Origin of the sequence: Janthinobacterium sp. LPB2021202312-11-4, assembly GCF_037049705.1 — a bacterium.
Lineage (GTDB): Bacteria > Pseudomonadota > Gammaproteobacteria > Pseudomonadales > Pseudomonadaceae > Aquipseudomonas.
The window spans coordinates 209,648-228,351 of sequence record NZ_JBAGKV010000003.1; the positions used below are offsets into that span (position 1 = coordinate 209,648).

Annotated in this window: 16 protein-coding genes and 1 pseudogene; 1 reads left to right on the forward strand and 16 read right to left on the reverse strand. The window is 55.5% G+C overall.

From position 1 onward, the window contains the following. Positions 1-150: 150 nt before the first annotated feature. The 14 genes and pseudogenes from V5E99_RS04930 to V5E99_RS04995 form a co-directional block, all read right to left on the reverse strand. On the reverse strand, positions 151-513 hold the full coding sequence (locus tag V5E99_RS04930; protein ID WP_499801404.1) for a hypothetical protein: 363 nt from the start codon (positions 511-513) through the stop codon (positions 151-153). Between the two features lie 252 nt (positions 514-765). Then, the gene (locus V5E99_RS04935) at positions 766-1,101 is read right to left on the reverse strand and encodes a DUF7716 domain-containing protein (protein WP_499801405.1); all 336 of its coding nucleotides are present in this window, start codon (positions 1,099-1,101) and stop codon (positions 766-768) included. A gap of 14 nt (positions 1,102-1,115) precedes the next feature. Then, complete coding sequence (locus V5E99_RS04940) at positions 1,116-1,451, reverse strand: HNH endonuclease (protein WP_499801407.1); 336 nt, start codon at positions 1,449-1,451, stop codon at positions 1,116-1,118. Positions 1,452-1,454: 3 nt separating this feature from the next. Continuing rightward, positions 1,455-1,883, reverse strand: a pseudogene (locus V5E99_RS04945) (RHS repeat-associated core domain-containing protein); the annotation flags it as partial. Positions 1,884-2,247: 364 nt separating this feature from the next. Next, positions 2,248-2,664, reverse strand: a complete 417-nt coding sequence (locus V5E99_RS04950) for a hypothetical protein (protein WP_499801408.1) — start codon at positions 2,662-2,664, stop codon at positions 2,248-2,250. Beyond that, a complete protein-coding gene (locus tag V5E99_RS04955; RefSeq protein WP_499801409.1) occupies positions 2,661-3,662 on the reverse strand; it encodes an RHS repeat domain-containing protein in 1,002 nt (333 codons plus the stop codon). The genes V5E99_RS04950 and V5E99_RS04955 overlap by 4 nt, the downstream gene beginning before the upstream one ends. Before the next feature lie 143 nt (positions 3,663-3,805). Then, the gene (locus tag V5E99_RS04960; RefSeq protein ID WP_499801504.1) at positions 3,806-4,207 is read right to left on the reverse strand and encodes an SMI1/KNR4 family protein; all 402 of its coding nucleotides are present in this window, start codon (positions 4,205-4,207) and stop codon (positions 3,806-3,808) included. Positions 4,208-4,428: 221 nt separating this feature from the next. Continuing rightward, positions 4,429-4,863, reverse strand: coding sequence for a hypothetical protein (locus V5E99_RS04965; protein ID WP_499801410.1), 435 nt, complete (start codon positions 4,861-4,863; stop codon positions 4,429-4,431). Then, complete coding sequence (locus tag V5E99_RS04970) at positions 4,860-9,746, reverse strand: RHS repeat-associated core domain-containing protein (protein WP_499801411.1); 4,887 nt, start codon at positions 9,744-9,746, stop codon at positions 4,860-4,862. The genes V5E99_RS04965 and V5E99_RS04970 overlap by 4 nt, the downstream gene beginning before the upstream one ends. Beyond that, positions 9,743-10,483, reverse strand: coding sequence for a DUF4123 domain-containing protein (locus V5E99_RS04975; protein ID WP_499801412.1), 741 nt, complete (start codon positions 10,481-10,483; stop codon positions 9,743-9,745). Before V5E99_RS04975 ends, V5E99_RS04970 begins: the two co-directional genes overlap by 4 nt. Continuing rightward, on the reverse strand, positions 10,473-12,515 hold the full coding sequence (locus V5E99_RS04980) for a type VI secretion system Vgr family protein (RefSeq protein ID WP_499801413.1): 2,043 nt from the start codon (positions 12,513-12,515) through the stop codon (positions 10,473-10,475). The genes V5E99_RS04975 and V5E99_RS04980 overlap by 11 nt, the downstream gene beginning before the upstream one ends. A gap of 131 nt (positions 12,516-12,646) precedes the next feature. Next, a complete protein-coding gene (locus V5E99_RS04985; RefSeq protein WP_054051032.1) occupies positions 12,647-13,162 on the reverse strand; it encodes an Hcp family type VI secretion system effector in 516 nt (171 codons plus the stop codon). Between the two features lie 311 nt (positions 13,163-13,473). Then, positions 13,474-13,779 carry an ArsR/SmtB family transcription factor gene (locus tag V5E99_RS04990; protein WP_499801414.1) on the reverse strand — a complete coding sequence of 102 codons (306 nt, stop codon included), beginning with the start codon at positions 13,777-13,779 and terminating at the stop codon, positions 13,474-13,476. A 97-nt stretch (positions 13,780-13,876) separates the two neighbouring features. Further along, positions 13,877-15,007, reverse strand: a complete 1,131-nt coding sequence (locus V5E99_RS04995; RefSeq protein ID WP_499801415.1) for an alkene reductase — start codon at positions 15,005-15,007, stop codon at positions 13,877-13,879. A gap of 241 nt (positions 15,008-15,248) precedes the next feature. On the opposite strand from V5E99_RS04995, the gene V5E99_RS05000 reads away from it, so the two are divergent. Further along, on the forward strand, positions 15,249-15,929 hold the full coding sequence (locus tag V5E99_RS05000) for a type 1 glutamine amidotransferase domain-containing protein (protein ID WP_499801416.1): 681 nt from the start codon (positions 15,249-15,251) through the stop codon (positions 15,927-15,929). Positions 15,930-16,014: 85 nt separating this feature from the next. On the opposite strand, the gene hglS is transcribed toward V5E99_RS05000, so the two are convergent. Next, the gene (hglS, locus tag V5E99_RS05005; RefSeq protein WP_499801417.1) at positions 16,015-17,394 is read right to left on the reverse strand and encodes a 2-oxoadipate dioxygenase/decarboxylase HglS; all 1,380 of its coding nucleotides are present in this window, start codon (positions 17,392-17,394) and stop codon (positions 16,015-16,017) included. Between the two features lie 88 nt (positions 17,395-17,482). Continuing rightward, entirely contained in the window at positions 17,483-18,703 is a 1,221-nt protein-coding gene (glcF, locus tag V5E99_RS05010) for a glycolate oxidase subunit GlcF (RefSeq protein WP_499801418.1), read from the reverse strand. Position 18,704 lies beyond the last annotated feature (1 nt).

Consider the following 18,704-nt stretch of genomic DNA (forward strand, 5'->3'; position numbering starts at 1 on the left):
TTGGTCTACCCAACGGCTAGCGCCCACTCGCCAGTGACACTTGAACGGCTTAGCTCAATGAGGCCGTAGTTTTGTTTGAGCGAGTGATTTACTTTCGATTCAAACTAGAACTTTGGCCCAACACATCGCCAATGTAAACTCGGTCCTATTTTATGTCTTCTCTTCTTCTGCTAAGAACAAGCTCTGCAAATCACCAAAGAGTAATTTTTTATCGTCACCATACGTGAGCGAGAATTCATCATTTTCATGATTTATTACGCTAACTCCGTCGATAATCCCTAGAATATTTGAGGTCGTATCTACCATTGTCTGCCTAATCACCTCAAAGAAAACTTCTCGTTGTTCGGCAGGCAATGAGTTGAATAGGGTTAATGCCCGCTTCCAGTACTCGTCGGTGACATCCTTGATAGAGGTGCTAGAAAATAGATCTTTGTAAATAGAAAGATTCTCTTCTACGACTGTCGTTTTGATCTCAGTTACAAAGCCTTTCGGGTTCATTTGGTAATTACTCACTTGGAACGTCGTCTGAATACTCTGAGCCAATCACATCTCGAAGAACAGACGGCTCCAAAACGGTGCTTGTCGTCCTAATAGAAATTTTTTCAAGCTGATTTTTTGTTTTGTCAATATTTTAGTTCTGAAGGGAGGGCCAAAATGGGACAGAATTATTTTGGTTGCGGAGAATCAGAAAATAAACCTGCCTCTTTCGTCATAAGTTGTTCGCGAAAGCTTCTTCAGGGAGTGCACATAATTCATGATATTTTTTCATAGCTTCATGAAACTGTCGCGATCATTATAATATTTAATAGCTTTTAATATTTCCTCATTTGTAGCAGATGCTTTTTGCTTTAGCGTGTTGAATGTAACATCTTCCAAGAGTTCATCGGTAAACCAAAACTCGAGATTGTTTTGAGTGATGTACTTTGGAAAGATTTCTTCGTCGTCATCGGTGATCTCCGAATATTCATCAATCACGCAGTCGGTTTCCAGCGTCGCTTGGTCCGATGATCCTTTCCCATAAACACAATAGGTCAGGTTTTTTTTCTGCGTCTTCAAAAAATTAATTAAATCAGTTATTTTGATGGTTTTGTTGTATTGCACCGTTAATACTCCAATTATTCTACTTTTATTTTCCCTTCTTTCCCCTCTCTCCCTCCACCCCATATATTTCGTCCACCTTTTCCAGTCGGGTGGTATACAGAGTGTTCGCCTGCATAGTCCGCTCTGTGGACTAGCTGCAACAGTCCGGGTTTTTCGTTGTGGTGCCAAGTGTAACCTGCGGGGCTAGAGCCCATGTTTCGCTTTGGATCGTCGGCCCAAGTTTTGAGCTCGGGGTTTCGGCGATACATAATTTTTCGAAACGCTGTGTCGTCATTCAGTTTGTTTATCAAGTCTTTGTTAGCCCTGTTGAACTGTACTTTATCACTCTTCAAGTACAGGTTTTCAGGCACTTTTTAGTCATGGAAAGAATTAAATTGATGAGCTTTCCTACCGGCTTCAGGAACCTCAGGTTTACCCTCGTCGACAGCCGCTTTCGCTGTTGGGTTTTCAACTCCAATTTCTGGCTTGCACCCGTCCGCTCCCGGACAGTTATCCAACCCCAATGGATCCACCCACCCCGTAGGGTTAGGCACGTACTGGTAGTTGTTCAACCCGCCTGCAAGCTTGATCGGATCTGGCGTCAGATACCGCCCAGTGCCAGGATTGTAGTAGCGATGCCGGTTGTAATGTAAGCCCGTTTCCGCATCGAAGTACTGGCCCTGGAAGCGCAGTGGGTTGTCGATTTCGGCAACGTCGAGGGTGGCGAGGTTGCCATACGCACGGTATTTTGCCGACCACATGATCTCGCCGCTGTAGTCGGTGAGTTCTTGTGGGGTACCGAGGTGGTCGAGTTGGTGTCAGCAATACGTGAGCGGCTGACCTCAGTGAGGCCGTAATTTTGTTCGAGCGAGTGATTCACTTTCGATTCAAACTATAACGTTTGCCCAACACATCGCCAATATAAACTCGAGATATTTTATGCCGTCTCTTCTTCTGCTAAGAATAAACTCTGCAAATCACCAGAGAGTGATTTTTTTTCGTCACCATACGTGAGCGAGAATTCATCACTTTCATCATTCAGGAGTTGCTTGAATATTTACGGCGGACGCGAGCCATGCGTCGCTCGCGCCATCACACTCAGAAGAAAGAAAATCACGGTCGCATCACAGACGCGGTACCGACACCCAGACTCATTGACCCGTGTACTCATTTGGTGTTGTATGTTTTTAACATTTCTTCTGAGCCGTCCCAGTTTGGAGGTGTTTTCCAATCCCTATTTTTCTTTTTTCCAATTATTACGCCAGTAAGTGTGTTTTTTTCGTCATAAAAAATACCACCGTCCCAGTTGGGGCCGTCAATGAACCGCATAGATATGATTGCGTCAGGTGCCATGCATGAAAGTGCGCTTATCAGCTCTTCAAGTCCAGGCATTGATGATGACGTACTGTTTGCAATTTCTTTTTGAATGGTGAGTTCTTCTTTGTACGCATTGCTAGATTTTTTTATAATGTAATCGTTTTTGTAAGTGAAATTTTCTTCAGTTGATTTTTTAATCAGCTGGGCAGATTTCATCCCGTTGTCTGTGAGATGGAAATTCTGCTTTAAAAAATCTAATATATTCATGGTTTAAATACCTCGATATCTCCATTGCGAGCACCTTTCATGAGGACTTCTTGCTCTCCCCAACGGTCTTCGGAATACTGCCATGACCACTTATCCCCTTCCTTTGGGGCACCAATTTTTACTCTCAGAATAAGGCCATCCTCTTTCGCAAACTGCCTAGCGATGTCAGGTGATCTTGTCCATGAAGTATAGGGGCTGTCTCCTGAGTGTCCTCCATAATTGTGATCATCTGGATTTACTACGCCATCAATCTTTCCGGGAGTTACCTTTCCGGAAAATGCGTCACTTTCCGCAGGATGCCCCTTATGAACGCCGCGGTACAGATATCCTTCCTCTGGAGTGCTTGGGAGGCGAGGAAGATTCTCGTATTTTGTTTCCCTAGACTGGTTTGATTGTTTCTCGTCGGGACCGTCGCAAGGTTCGCAACTCAGCCCTAGTGGATCAACCCATCCTGTAGGGTTAGGCACGTACTGGTAGTTGTTCAACCCGCCTGCAAGCTTGATCGGATCCGGCGTCAGATACCGTCCAGTGCCAGGATTGTAGTAGCGATGCCGGTTGTAATGTAAGCCCGTTTCCGCATCGAAGTACTGACCCTGGAAGCGCAGCGGGTTGTCGATTTCCGCAACGTCGAGAGTGGCGAGGTTGCCATACGCGCGGTATTTCGCCGACCACATGATTTCGCCGCTGTAATCGGTGAGTTCTTGTGGGGTACCGAGGTGGTCGAGTTGGTAGTAGAACGGCTCGGCTTTGAGCGGGCCTTCGCCATCGAGCATCGCCAAGGGCCGGAAGGAGCCCGGCTCGTAGATGTAGCTGCGATAACGGTTGTTGGCGCTTTCGGCGATGAGGCGTTCGCCTTGCCACATGAACTCTGTGGTTTGACCGTCAACGGTTTTGGCGATACGGCGGCCGAAGGCGTCGTACTTGTAGCTTGCAACACTGCCGCTGGGGAGGCTGACACCGATGAGGCGGTGTTGGCAGTCTGATTGAAAACTGACCAACCGGGGATCAGCTTTTGATCGGCATCAAAAGAATGAGTGTGAGTGATCTCAGCGTTTTGGATCGACTCGCCACTTTCAAAATCGGCGGTGGTCGAAGTCAGCCAGAACACATGACTACTTCAGACCATCCCTAACGCCGCTCTCTAATCACTCCATGAACATACAAACTCATCAACGTTTGAGGCAACAAAGAAGGCTTCACCTGAACTCGGATCAAAAATCTCAACAGCAATGGAGGACGTTTTGAAATTCAGGCAAACCAAGTAGCCACCTGCCTCTCTTGCTACAGGGACCATTTCTTGAGGACGCCCAGGAGGTTTTCCTGCCCCTAAGTACCATGAGATGGTATACGGAGTCACATCAGGCGAGAACGAAAAGAATTCGCTTATACAAGTCCCTTTTTCGCCATATGAAAATGAAGATATTTCCGGTATGGCTTCATCAGAGTATTTGACTAGATCCAAAAATGAATTTGGGAAAGCTACTCCAAGTAGTTTTTGTACTTGGGAAATCGTATGGCAATCAACTGAGGATGCTGGATCAATCTCGAACGAATTTCAGTCGAATTTCATATACGGCTCCCGCTCAGATTAATAAATCTGCTCCCCATTTTCTTGGAGACGGTGGGAGCGTGCAAGTTTATGGGAGCCTATCGTTTCGGCGGGGCAATTTCCGAACCTTGTCTAGATGCATTCCCATTCAGCAAGCAAAAAGAGAACGGGGTTATTTTCGTGAGTGTATATAAAATACACCTGTCCTATTTTCTTTATTCTGCTGGCGAAAGGTACCACCTGATAAACTCAAAAAATCCACTCCATTTTGGAGGAATCAGGCCAGATACGAAGTCTTCTTGCTGAGCTAAGTCGAAGTCCCAAACGCCACCACTATTTTTGTCCAGCAAGTAACCTCCCTCACCTTGCAAGGATGTGAAGCCTATGTAATTTTCTGGTAGCTCCCACATGTCGTGAATGAACTCGGTACCCATCAAGATCTGCTCTGTAGGCTCGGATACGTCACAAATGTACTCATCAGATACAGAGCTCTTAAAATTAGCAGGTAGGTAATTTATATAAATACTACCGAACTCGCTGTCTGGAGAGACTCCTAGTTTTTCAAGGGCGCTTATAGCCAAGTCCTTGTCGGTTCTATGTATGCTGTCTGGCTGCCTTTCTATCAGGCTAACTAAGTCTTGGGGTATCATTTTTTTACCTCGGTTGCACGATCCCTCCAATATTGAGGAACCTCTTTGTCAAATAGCTCTCTGTCTACGGGTGCGTCAGGGTTTTTATTTCTTCCATAAGGGTGAATTGCTTTGCCTCCCTTGTCTTTCTTCGTCTGAAGGTGAGTCTTTCGGCTCAGTTCGAAGAGGGGGCCTTTACCATTTTGTCTAGAGTGGTGAAGTTGCAATTGCTCCGGCACACCGTCTTTCATCACAAACGGAGACCCGCCTTCCTTAGCTCGTTGATAATTTGACTTTCCTCCTACTTCCATGTCCCAGTCAATGTCTTGCTGGAAGACCTTATATTCATTACCAGTTCCTTTGCCTCGGGCTTTCCATGTTGTCTCTTTTTTAAAGAACTTTGGATTCTTACCGCTTTCAGGCTCCGGGGCATCCGGTGCACCTTCATTTACCTTAGCGTCAGTTTCAGGAGACTCAAGTCTTGATGGAGGCTTACACCCATCCGCTCCCGGACAGTTATCCAACCCCAACGGATCCACCCACCCCGTAGGGTTAGGCACGTACTGGTAGTTGTTCAACCCGCCTGCAAGCTTGATCGGATCTGGCGTCAGATACCGTCCAGTGCCCGGATTGTAGTAGCGATGCCGGTTGTAATGTAAGCCCGTTTCCGCATCGAAGTACTGACCCTGGAAGCGCAGCGGGTTGTCGATTTCCGCAACGTCGAGGGTGGCGAGGTTGCCATACGCGCGGTATTTCGCCGACCACATGATTTCGCCGCTGTAATCGGTGAGTTCTTGTGGGGTACCGAGGTGGTCGAGTTGGTAGTAGAACGGCTCGGCTTTGAGCGGGCCTTCGCCATCGAGCATCGCCAAGGGCCGGAAGGAGCCCGGCTCGTAGATGTAGCTGCGATAACGGTTGTTGGCGCTTTCGGCGATGAGGCGTTCGCCTTGCCACATGAACTCTGTGGTTTGACCGTCAACGGTTTTGGCGATACGGCGGCCGAAGGCGTCGTACTTGTAGCTTGCGATGCTGCCGCCAGGAAGGCTAACGCCGACCAATCGATGCTGGCAGTCGTAACGGTATTCGGTGACGAGTTTCTGGCCGGTGCCCCGGCGCTCGCGGCTCAAATTCCCGTAGGCGTCGTAGTCGTAATGGCGATCGCCCTGCATCAACAGACGGTTGCCTTTGACATTGGCCAGGTTCGCAGAGGGTTGGTCACCTTGGCCGAGAAGGTTGCCCGCCGGGTCGTGGGCAAAGGTTTCCGGGGTGGTGCCGCGAACGTTGATCAAACGGTCGAGCGGGTCGTAGTGGTAACTGCGATTGCCTTTGCGGCTGTCATCGATGCCGGCGAGGTTGCCGTTCGCATCGTAAGCGTAGCGACGCTGAAACAGGTTGCGATCCTGCTGGCTCACGCTGTGAGCTTGCAGGCGGCCTTGTTCGTCGTATTGGTATTGACTGAGCAGCAGACCTTGCTGGCGTTGCTGTTCGCGGCCAGCGCTGAACTGGTGCGTGGTCAGACGCGAGCCGTTGAGGTCGATGCTGCTAAGGCGGCCGCCCGTCTGGTGACGATAGTCGAGTTTACTGCCGTCGGGCAGGCGGCAATGGCTCAACTGGCCGAGCGTGTCGTACTCGTAACGCAGAGTGCCCCAACCCTGATGTTCCGTGATCAGACGGTCTTGCAGGTCGTACTCGTAGGCCAGCGGCCAGTTTCCGTCATCGACGTTCACCAAGCGCCCCAGGGCGTCGTAGCTGTAGTGAATTTCCTCGCCGTCAGCCAGGGTTTTCACCAGCAAGCGGCCAGCGGCGTCGCGTTGGTACTCGGTGATTAGCTCACTGCCGTCATCGCCGAATTCGGTTTTCTTGAGCAGTTGACCGTTAAGGTCGTATTCATACGCGGTACGACGACCGTCGAAGCCGGTTTCCTGCTGGATGAGGCCGTTCGGGTAGTAATCGAGGTGGTAGTGCTCGCCACGTTCGTTTTCGATCTCGCTAAGCAGCAGACGTGCATTGTCATAGCGATAGCGCAGTTGGCTGCCATCCGGGTTAATACGGCGGGTGACCAGGTGCAGGTTATCGGCATATTCGTAGCGGGTGACGCGGCCCAATTCATCACGCTCGGCGGTGACGCGGCCGTATGGGTTGTAAGTGAACGCGCGCGTAGCGCCACCGGGCAGGGTGATTTGCGCGAGCCGGTTGGCAGCATCCCATTGGTATTGGGTGATCGCGCCGCTTTCGTCCTGACGGGTGATCTGCCGGCCCAACGCGTCGTAGCGGTACTTGCGCTGGCCCCCATCGGGCAGCTGTTCTTCGAGCAGTTGACCGAGATTGTTCCAGCCCAGTTGATGGCGACTGCCATCCGGATGACGAATTTCTAGAAGACGGCCCTGGCGGTCATAGCTGTAGTGGGTCGAATTACCATCCGGATCGATTTGTTCGGTGATGTCGCCTTGGACGTTGCGCCAATATATCCACTTCGCCGGGCCACGATTCACCACGCGAACGTAGCCGTGGTAATACTCGTAGGAGGTCGGGGTGTCTTCTGGCGGTATGACCGCGATCAGTCGGCCAGCATCGTTGTATTGGTATTCGGTGACGGCGCCGAGTGGGTCTTTCTCGGCGATCAGGCGGCCCTTGTCGTCGTAGGCCTTGAGGTGCTCCGCACCGTCCGGATCAACCTTGGCGACCAGTCGTGCCTTATCGTCGTGGGTGTAGACCTCTTCGCTGCCGTCAGCATTGGTAACCGTGACGCTGCCTTTGTCATCCCAGGCGTAATGCGCGTCCATTTGCGAGAAGCTTGCCCAGTGATGGATGCAGCGCGCCGATTTACCTTCTTTTTCCCATTCCCAGTAGAAACTGGCGCCACCGGCGAGTTGCCGCTCAAGAATGACGTTCTGGTCGTTGTAGGCATAACGCTCGGCTTCGCCGGCGGCATTTTTAGCTTCGATCAAGCGGTGCTGGGTGTCGTAGCTGTAGGTGACGAGTGTCTGGATGGTGCTCCAGGTATCTTCCAGATTGTCGGCCGGGATGAACTGCTGGTAGTCGATGGCGACGATGTGCTTGCGGTCGTAACGTACAAGGAGGGCCCGACCTACGCCGTTATCGACACGTTTGATTCGCCCATGAATGTCACGGGTGATGTGCAGGCGATTGCCGTAGTTGTCGCTGATGGCGATCAGCGTGGCGCCCTTGCTGTTGTAACGAAAGTGGTAGAACTGGGCACGTTCTCCGGCTTGGGTGAGGATCAGTTCTGAGGGATCATCACCCAGGAAAATCGCTGCTTCCGACAGGCTGTTGGTGATCGCCGGACGCTGCACACTCGGTAACGGGAACGTGGTGATACGGTTTTCGTGGTCGCTCCAGACCACCTCTTCATCTTTGATGTCTACCCGCTGGGCAAGTGCATGGCTCCAGCCGTAACCGAGGCCGCAATCAATTTCCGCAGCGCTGGTGCGGTAAAGGCGAGTCCACTCGAAAGGTAGCAGTCCGTCGAGCTGACCATCGGTCAGCGTCAGTAGCTCTTCACCGGTAACCATGGAAACCGGGCAATTGTTGGTGCAGGTTTTCTTGGCGCAGGTTGAGCTTTTTTCGTCGGGCGTTTTTGACTGGGCCGGCGCATCGCTGACCTTTTCCTTTGGTTCCAGGACGAATTGTTTCTCTGCTTTTTTTCGAGCAAATGCCGAGGCGTTTTTTTCCAGCAGCGTTGGGGTGTCGCTGGTGATCGGCAAAGGACCTTTTGCGCTTGCAGCAGTGGCTTGCTCGATTTTCAACGCAGCCTTTTTGGCGGCATTGATCGGTACGCCTTGCGCACTGGCCAACAGCGGTTTCACGGTTTCGCCGTGAGCCTTCAAGGCGTGTCCCTTACTCGCGGCCAAGAGTTTTTCCGCGAGTTCCTCCAGCATTTTTACCGCTGTGCCAGATTGGACCTTGGCCAAGGTTTTTGTGCCAACACGAATCGCCAGCCCGAGACCGCCAGATAGGCAAATCCCGAGCACCACGTTGATCAGAAAGGAAGCACCGATGGCCGTAATTACTTCCACACAGACTTGCGGCGGCAGCATGCCAACCCACGCAATAATGGCTGAGAGGTAGATGAACATCAGCGGTTCGTCGCTGAGAATCAGCAGTCCGGTGGCAATCGCTTCTTTCGATGCTGAATAGAGTTTCTCGATTTCTTCTTCACTCAGGTACTGAAGAAGTTTTTTCACATTTTTAAAGGGGTCGGCTAATAGTTCGAACAGGCTTTTGATGTCATCCCACAGACCCAGAAGCGCTTTCTCAAGACTATCGAGTGCAGACTGCACCAATATGAGCGAGCGACCCGCCCGGTCAGTCGCCGAGTAGCTCGCCCACTGCGGCTGGAACTTACTCGACCATTCGCTTTTCAACCAGCCGTCAAGATTGCCGATGACACCCTGGTATGAGTCGTACAGCGCTTTGACGTTGCTTTCAGAAACATTAGGGAAAAAAGTGATGCGGTACATCTGACCCGGTTTGCAGCCCTTGATAACTTCAATACCGCTTGGGCCGATAGTCGCAGGAATCACCGGACCGACCACGTCGTATCCGCCGAACATCGCTTTTTTGACGGGCTCAAGCTTCACCGGTGTATTGCCGATGGGCACGTACCGAGCGCTCTCAAACATATGGATCAGGGTGAAATCACCCATCAGAGGACAGGTGGCAAAGGTTTCAACCGGCCCTGTCTTGGTCTTGCGCTCAGTGACGCTGACTTCGTTGCCCACCTTGAATTTCTGATCGACATCCATGGCCCAGCCAGTCCAGAAACCGTCGGCCCAGGTCTTGTATTCGGTTAGGCAATTATTGAAGTCCTTGAGAATGACATTCACGTCTGGGGTCTTGGCGTCGAGGACTCGAATAACCAAATTACCGATGGGATCAATCATGACGTGACTTCCTTTGTCAGCTCAGCAGCAAGACGCTCTGCCATATCTTCTGTATTGGATTGTTGGCGCACGAAGCGCTCGACCTTGTGACGCAGGTTTCTTTCGGGGAAGGCGAAGAACAGGTCCGGGCAATCCTCTCCCAACCACTGCATCAAGTTGTCGACGACGGTGGTGTGGTCTTTCTCTGCCAGGGTGTCGACTAACGTCTGGGGCACGTCCCACCACGGCCAAGCCTTGGCCGGTGGCACTCCCCTCGGTCCCACGTCCAGTTTCTGGCCATTGATCAGGTAGCGGTCGAACACTGGTAAAACCTCTCCAACTCCTGCACCTAGCCCTTCAAGAATCGGAAAGATGTGCCGCCCATCCCAGAACCGGAAAAACACCTCGGTCCTGTCGGGCATGAACACCTGAGTCAAGCTGCGAAGGTGTTCAAACACCACGTGCGGGGGACTGGTGGATACCGCCAGCCAACCCCAGTCCTGAGCATCGGTTTCGGCAATCCATTGAAGAAAACCGGTGTTGGGTTTCAGCTCGGCGAGGTAGGGCATGACGGGCTGCCAATCGGCGTAAGGCGTGCCGCTCCAGATTGGAATCAGTTCTGGTGCCATGTCTTGCTGGTAGAAGGCTTTGAGTGGTTCGGCATCACTGGCCGCACTAACGATCAAATACAACCGCTCACCCACCTGCAACGGTCGCTCAGCCAGCCACGCCTGCGGAGTCAAAAGATCAGATCGCACAAGCACCTGCCTTGCATTTCTCACACTCTTCACAGAACGGCGCATTACGTTTCAACGTATTGATCTGCGCCGGTGTCAGCACGGCGCCAGCCTTATCCGCATCCGCCTGTTTCAACACCCCCGGCATCAACGGCGCCGCGCCCGTGCCGTTGCCAGGACTGCCGCCGGAGTTCATGTTGATCACCGGCCCGCTCAGCGTCACGCCGCTGCCGTCGATCTTGATGAAGCTGCCACCACCCTTGAGGGTCAGTTCGCTGCCGGCCTCGAGCACGACTTTCATGCCACTGCTCAGGTGAATTTCCTGGCCGGCTTCGATGAATTGCCCGGTGCCGATTTTGATGTGCTGGTTCACACCCACGGTGAGGTGGTCGTTGGCGCGGGTTTCGACTTTACGATCGGCGTAGATGGTGTGGTGTTCTTCGGCTTTGAATTCGCTGTAGCTGTTTTGCTCGACGGTGTCGTGGCGTTCGTGGCCGACGCGGATCTTCTGGTCGTGCTCGACGTTTTCGTCCCAGTCGCGCTGGGCGTGCAGGAAGATTTGTTCCTGGCCCTTTTTGTCTTCGATGCGCAGTTCGTTGTAACCGCCGCCACCTGGGGAACTCAAAGTCTTGAAGGTGCTGCGGGTCTTGTTCGCCGGCAGGTCGTAGGGGACGACGTTTTCCTTGTGGTACAGGCAGCCGCTGATCAGCGGTTGGTCCGGGTCGCCTTCAAGGAACGTGACCAGCACTTCCATGCCGATCCGTGGGATGGCGATGCCGCCGTAGTGGGCGCCGGCCCAGGCGGAGGAGACGCGTAGCCAGCAACTGGTTTTGTCGTCGGCCTGGCCTTCGCGATCCCAGTGAAATTGCACTTTGACGCGACCGTACTGGTCGCAGTGGATCTCTTCACCTTTGGGGCCGGTGACGACGGCGCTCTGGCTGCCGAGGATTCGCGGTTTGGGGTGATTGAGCGGCGGACGGTTCGGCACGTCCCATGGGGTGGCCTGGAAACGGTTGCGATAGCCTTGGTGAAAGTCGTCTTTCAGCGCGGTGGTGTTGCTGGTGACCGACTCCTCAAGGACTTGCGGCTGCTTGCCTTCGTGGAGGATTTCGGTCAGCAGCCACAGGTCGTTCCACTTGGCTTTCGGGTGCTCGGTCAGGGCCAGGAAGTGGCCGCTGACCAGGATCGGCTGATCGCTGCGGCCTTCGGCGAGCTGGAAGTCGCTGCGGTGACGTTCGAGGGCGCGTTTGGCCAGGTGCTTGCCGCGCTCGCGGTCGATGAAGCGACCGGGGTAGTCGTAGTCTTCGAGATCGGGCAGGGCACCGCCACGGTTTTCCGCTTCGAGGGTCAGGCGCGGTTTTTCGAAGTCGTAGTCGCGGCGGGTGGTGCGGCTGGTGCGGGTTTCCAAACGCAGGTCGAAGCGCTTGATCACCGGGTTGTTGGCGACCATGCCGGAGTCTTGCTGGTAGGCCACTGGCGCGAGTTTCGGGAAGACCGTCTGGTCATCGCCGAACACCAGTTTGTGGGCCGTGGCGCTGTGTTCGAAGTGGTAGTGAATACCTTCTTCCTCGCACAGGCGCTGGATGAACTGCAGGTCCGATTCATCGTACTGAACGCAGTAGATGCGCTCGGGATAAATCGCCCCGACTTTGAATTCGTAGGCATTACTTTGGATGCCGTGCTCTTCGAGGACCATGCCGACGATTTTCGGCACGCTGAGGTTCTGGAAGATGCGTTGGTTGATGCGGTGCGCCAGGTAGGACAGCTGCGGACGCAGGGTCACCGCGTAGCGGGTCAGGCGTTTGCCGGAATCACCCTGGGCGGCACGATAGATCTGGCCATGGATGCCGCTGCCGTCAGGCGAGAGCTGCAAAAAGGCCGGTTTGTGCAGCAGGGTTTCGAGGTCCAGGGACGGCTGTTCACTGACCAGTTCCACCTCAAACACAAAAGGCTGGCTGATGGCTTCCCGACCTTGCAGGGCAAGCACCTGGAGATCGTTATCCAGACCTTCGATAGTCAGGGCAAAGTGAGTCTGATTGGCCGGCGCGAACATCCCTTGTTCCTCGTGCTGTGCAGCAGCGTTCGCCAAGACCTGGATCAGGAATCAGCAGACGCAAAATTCTGAAAGGGCGTAAACAACATCGACCAGCAGAGCTGGCCGATGCGTGAAGCGGTCAGCCGCGATTAAGCGACTGGTTGACGCCAGTCATCGGAACCCGAAGTACCGGATACTTCGTGGGTCCAGGTGATTTTGCGGTAGGTGAACTGCACTTCTTCCAGGTGCGTGAAGTGGGAGTTCGACGGGTCCTGGCAGTTGTGCATTTTGTTGTTGATGGCGACGATGATCGCGTCTTCCAGTTTGGTGGTGTAGTAGTGCTCTTGGGTCCCTTGGGCCGAAGTGCGGTACCACTGGATAACGATTTCGCTCATGCGCTCGCCGGAAGTCAAAGCGGCTTGCAGCAGTGGCGAAGCCTTGTCGTAGACCTTGGTGATCACCACTGGCTTGTGTACGCGCTGGCCGGTCGGTTGGCCGGACTGCGGATCACGCGGGATGATCACGTCGTGGCTGAACGCCTGAACCATGACCTGGTCTTCGTGACCTTCCTGGTAGGTGTTGCCAACCGAGTCGGCGGTGAATGCGCCGGCAGTGATCAGACCTTGTTTTTCGCCAGTGACGGACATGTACGCTGGTGTAGCCATGGATGTGCTCCTTGCTAAAAATTTAGGGTGCCCGGGAGGCGGTATCGCCCGGTGGGTGCCTGACTGTTATCAAGGTCCGTGCCAGAAAAGTTGAGGGCTATATAAACCGGGGCGCTGCGACGGTTTTCGCAATGGCGTGAACGGATCTGAAGCGAAACCACCCGACAAAGTGCGCAACTTCTTGCACACCACTGCGCAACTTCTTGCGCACTTGGCTGGAGGCCCCGGCGGGCCTGGCGCTTAGCGATACAGGAGGAGGGTTCAGTGAGATAAGTGCGCAACTTCTTGCGCATCAAGGCCATGCGCCACTATTAAAGGCTTGCGCCAATCTGCTGGACGAAGTGTGTGATGGTGGTTTCGTTGCGCCGGTAATAGGTCCAAGGCCCGATCCGCTGCGAGGTCACCAGGCTGGCTCGTTGCAATGCGGTGAGGTACAGCGACACGGTGGACTGCGACAGGCCGACCTTTTCCTGAATGATGCTGACGCACACGCCGATTTCTTCCGGGTCGCGTTCCTGGGTCGGGAAATGTACGCGCGGGTCCTTCAGCCACAGCATGATTTGCAGGCGTGTGGGGTTGGAAAGGGCTTTGATGATGTCGTTCAGATCAAGGGTCATGGTCGAGCCTGGGGGCCTGTTTGCTGCGTCGAAATAAGCCGAAACCCTGGGGCCGGCAGATCGGCACCTGAAGTCCAGGGCCGATCTGCCGCGCAGTTTACAGGCTCGGCCGGTAGCGCGGGTAATCGCTGTAACCGGCGGCGGTTCCACCGTACAGGCTGGACGCGTCGAGTTCATTGAGCGGCCATTGATTCAGCAGGCGCGCCGGCAGGTCCGGGTTGGCGATGAACCAGCGGCCGAAACCGATCAAATCACCCCAGTTGGCGTTCAGCACTTTGTCTGCGCGTTCGCCGGAATACTTGCCGGCGTACATCAGTAAGCCGCTGAACGCCTCGCGCACGGCTTCGCGGAAGGTGACCGGCAGTTCCGGGGCGTTGTCCCAGTCGGCTTCGGCCAGGGACACGTAGGCAATGCCGATGCGCTCCATCAATCTGACGGCTTCCAGGTAGGTTTCATGCGGATTCTCTTCCACCAATCCGAGGTAGACCCGCGCTTCATCGGTGCTGGCGAACAGCGGCGCAAACCGCACGCCGACCCGGTCCTTGCCGACCACGGCCGCCACGGCTTCGGTGATCTCCCGCAGAAACCGCAGGCGATTGCTCAGTGAGCCGCCGTATTCGTCAGTGCGCTGGTTGCTGTGTTCGGAGATGAACTGATTGACCAGATAGCCATTGGCGCAATGCAGCTCGACGCCGTCGAATCCCGCCTCCACGGCGTTACGCGCCGCTTGGGCATACAGTTGAACGAGTTCTTTCACCTGTTCGGTGCTTAAGGCCTGTGGCATCGACGGTTCGGCCAGCGCGCCGGTGCCCGGGCCGGTTTCGATAAACACGCTCACGGCGGTGGCCGGGATCGCTGAAGGGGCGACGGGCGCTGCGCCACCGGGCTGCAGCGAGGTGTGGGAGACCCGGCCGACGTGCCACAACTGGGCAAAAATCGGTTTGCCTTCAAGGTGTACAGCCGCCGTTACCTGTTTCCAGCCGTCGATCTGTTGCTGGCTGTGAATCCCCGGCGTCCAGGCGTAACCCTGGCCCCGTGGCTCGATCTGAATGCCCTCGGTGATCAGCAAACCGGCGCTGCTGCGCTGACGGTAATACTCCGCCATCAGGGCGTTGGGAATGTTGCCCGGTTGGGTGCTGCGCGAGCGGGTCAGCGGCGGCAGCACCAGGCGGTTTTGCAGGGTGAACGGGCCGAGGCGAATGGGGGTAAAGAGGGTGGAGCCAGTCATCGGTAAGTCCTGTAAAGCGGAATGAGTGCGTTCGTGCGCCGTCAGCGGGGGGCTGAGCAGGGTGCGCTGTGAACGCCTTTATAGAAGTATCATGATATTGCGATATATCAATATCTAAATTTGAAAGGCTTCCGTATGATCCGGCCACTCAGTGAAACGAACCACGTAACCGGGTGGTCAATGTCTCTGTACCCAAGCGCCGCCGAGCGGCCGACTATTCCTGACATCAAGTGAGAACGACATGAAAGTCCTGATGGTTCTAACGTCCCACGATCAATTGGGAAACACCGGTAAGAAAACCGGCTTCTGGCTGGAAGAATTCGCCGCGCCGTATTACACGTTCAAAGATGCGGGCGCCCAGTTGACCCTGGCTTCGCCCAAGGGCGGCCAGCCACCGCTGGACCCGAAAAGCGACGAGCCGGACGCGCAAACCGCGGCCACCGAACGTTTTCGCAAGGACTCGGCGGCGCAATCGGCGCTGTCTTCCACGGTGCTGCTGAGCAGCGTCAAGGCTGAAGATTTTGATGCCGTGTTCTATCCGGGCGGCCATGGCCCGTTGTGGGATTTGGCTGAAGACCAGCATTCGATCACGTTGATCGAGGCGTTTTACAAGGCCGGCAAACCGGTTGCGACCGTCTGCCACGCGCCGGGTGTGTTGCGTCACGTCAAGGACGCGGACGGCCAGCCGTTGGTCAAAGGCAAGCGTGTGACCGGGTTCAGCAACACGGAAGAAGAAGCGGTGCAACTGACCGATGTGGTGCCGTTTCTGGTCGAGGATATGTTGAAGGCCAATGGCGGGATTTATTCGAAGGGCGCTGATTGGTCGAGCTATGTGACGACTGATGGGTTGTTGCTAAGCGGGCAGAATCCGGCGTCGTCCGAGGCCACGGCCGAAGCATTGTTGGCGGCCTTGAAAAATTAAGATCAAAAGATCGCAGCCTGCGGCAGCTCCTACATGGGGATGCATACTCTGTAGGAGCTGCCGCAGGCTGCGATCTTTTAATGCATCACCGCTTGAGCGATGAAAAACACTCATCAATCGAGCGCTGTTGCGTCTCGGCATACAGTCCCAACTCATCAATGGTTGAACGTCCCAACGCCTGTTCAAACGCCTGCTGATTCGAATGCACGCCATAGTGCGTTTGCGCCGCATCCCCCAGGTTCGACTGGAAAATCCCCGCCGCACTCACCGGCAAAAAGTCTTCGTACACCAGCGGCTCAACCCGCACATAGCCCTCGCTGAGCAAATCCTCAAGCGGCCTCCCGGCCAGTTCATCCGCGGCCAGGCCTTTTTCCGTAACAAAGTAGCGAAAGTACGCCAGTTCCTGTCGGCGCATGCCTTCAAGCGTGTCAGGGAATTCGCCAAAGTGCTGCGTCATCAACTCGTTATAGCGTGACGCGTTGGCTTCGTTGGGGAAGTCCTTCAATTCATCCCGCGCCGCATTCAGCAAACGGTCGTAAAGTGCCCGGCCCTTGGGGGTGAGTGCCGCGCCGCGCTGTTCGATTTCACCGAAACGGGCGCTGTGGCTGCCGCGTGTCTGGTCTTGATCGGTGAAGGCAATCGGCTCATCCAGCGCTTTGAAACTGGTCTGGCGCAGCAGGATGGGGCACTGGCGGCGCGGCGGGCCTTCGATCACGGCTTTGGGGGTGATGCCGTGGGCCGGCATTTGCGCCTGGACGATGTCGATGTCCAGGGTGCGCGGAGTCAGGTGATTGATGTGCGGGCCTTTGAACGCCACCACGTCGGCGATCAGTCGATGCTGGGCGCTGAGTTGCTGGTATTGCGCGGCGGTGACGGTGGCGCTGTGGTGCCAGCGGAAGGTTTCCAGAGCCTGTTCGACAAATTCCCAGGCTTGCTTTTCCGTTAGCCCGCCGTTGGCTTCGGCTTGTTCGATCAGCGCCAGCGCCTCGGGGGTGAAAATCTGGCGTTTATCCAGCACCGATTGAGCGAAGGCGCGCAGTTCCAGGTCTTCGATCAACTCCAGGCGCAGCAGCGAAGTGAACACCCGGAACGGACTGACTTGCAACGCCGCTTCATGCACCGCGCGAAATGCCGTGGAATGCACCGGCACACCGGCCGGAGTCAGGTCGTAGTAGCCCACCGGTTGCATGCCCATCACCGCGAATAACCGGGCGAGGGTGGCCAACTCAGCAGCCGTGCCAACGCGGATTGCGCCGTGGCGTTCCAGGTCCAGGCGCTGGATTTCGCCGGTGCTTTCAAGTTGGCGGGCGATCTGCGGATCGCTGGCCAGCACGTGGCGGTTGGTTTGCTCCACCAGTTCCATCAGCGCGCCGTACAGCGGCACTTCTTCGCGGTACATGTCGGACATCGCTTTGGAGAAGCGTTGGCGGATCAGGTCGGGGCTAACGAAGCTGGGGTGGTTCATGAAAAAAATTCCTGGCGCGGTGACAGAGAGGATGGAAGGAAAGATCGCAGCCTTCAGCGGCGACGACAAACGAAGATTCCTACGGACTTCATTCTCCCAGCGACTGGTCCACCCATTCGATCCAGTGTCTGACCGGCGTTCGCCCGGCGCTGGCGAGGTGGCTCTGGCAGCCGATGTTGGCGGTGACGATCAATTCGGGGCGGCCGCTTTCCAGGGCGTTGAGCTTGTTGTCGCGCAGTTGCCGGGCCAGTTCCGGCTGGGTCAACGAGTAAGTTCCGGCTGAACCACAACATAAATGACTGTCCGGCACGGCGGTGAGGTTGAAACCGAGCCGGGTCAACACGGCTTCCACTGCACCGCCGAGCTTCAAAGCGTGCTGCAAGGTGCAGGGGCAGTGGAAAGCGATGCGCTGATCCGTCGCGGCGCAGACCCGCTCCAAGGGTTCGTCGGCCAGCACTTGCACCAGGTCCAGCGCCAGCGCACTGACCCGCGCAGCCTTCGCCGCGTAGGTCGGGTCGCCCTCCAGCAAATGCCCGTAATCCTTGATGAACGCGCCGCAACCGCTGGCGGTCTGGACGATGGCTTCGGCGCCGTTTTCCAGGTGCGGCCACCACACGTCGATGTTGTGCCGGGCGCGATCCAGGCCTTTGGCTTGGGCGTCGAGGTGATAATCCAGCGCGCCGCAGCACCCGGCCTCCGGCGCCGCAATCACGCTGATTCCGAGCCGATCCAGCACCCGCGCCGTCGCCGCATTGGTGTTGGGCGACAAAACGGGTTGCACGCAACCTTCCAGCAGCAATACTCGCCGGGCATGCCGGGGGGCAGGGCGCACGCCGCTGGCGGGCAGGTCATGGGGCAACTTCGCTTCAACATGGCGCGGCAGCAACGGTCGGAACGTGGCACCGATCCGCAGCAGGGATTTGAACAACCCCGGATTAGGCGCCAATGCCCGCAACCCCTTGCGCAACAAACGCTGGGCGGCCGGGCGCGGCACCGCTTGATCGACCACCGCGCGGCCGATGTCCAGCAGGTTGTGATAATCGACCCCGGACGGGCAGGTGGTTTCGCAGTTGCGGCACGACAGGCAGCGGTCCAGGTGCAGTTGGGTTTTTGCGGTGGCTGGCGCGCCCTCGAGCACTTGTTTGATCAGATAAATGCGCCCGCGCGGGCCGTCCAGTTCATCGCCCAGCAGTTGATAGGTCGGGCAGGTGGCGTTACAAAACCCGCAATGCACGCAGGTACGGAGAATTTTTTCCGCTTCCTCGGCCCGTGGCAGTTTCCGCGCTTGCTCGCTGAGGGTGGTTTGCATG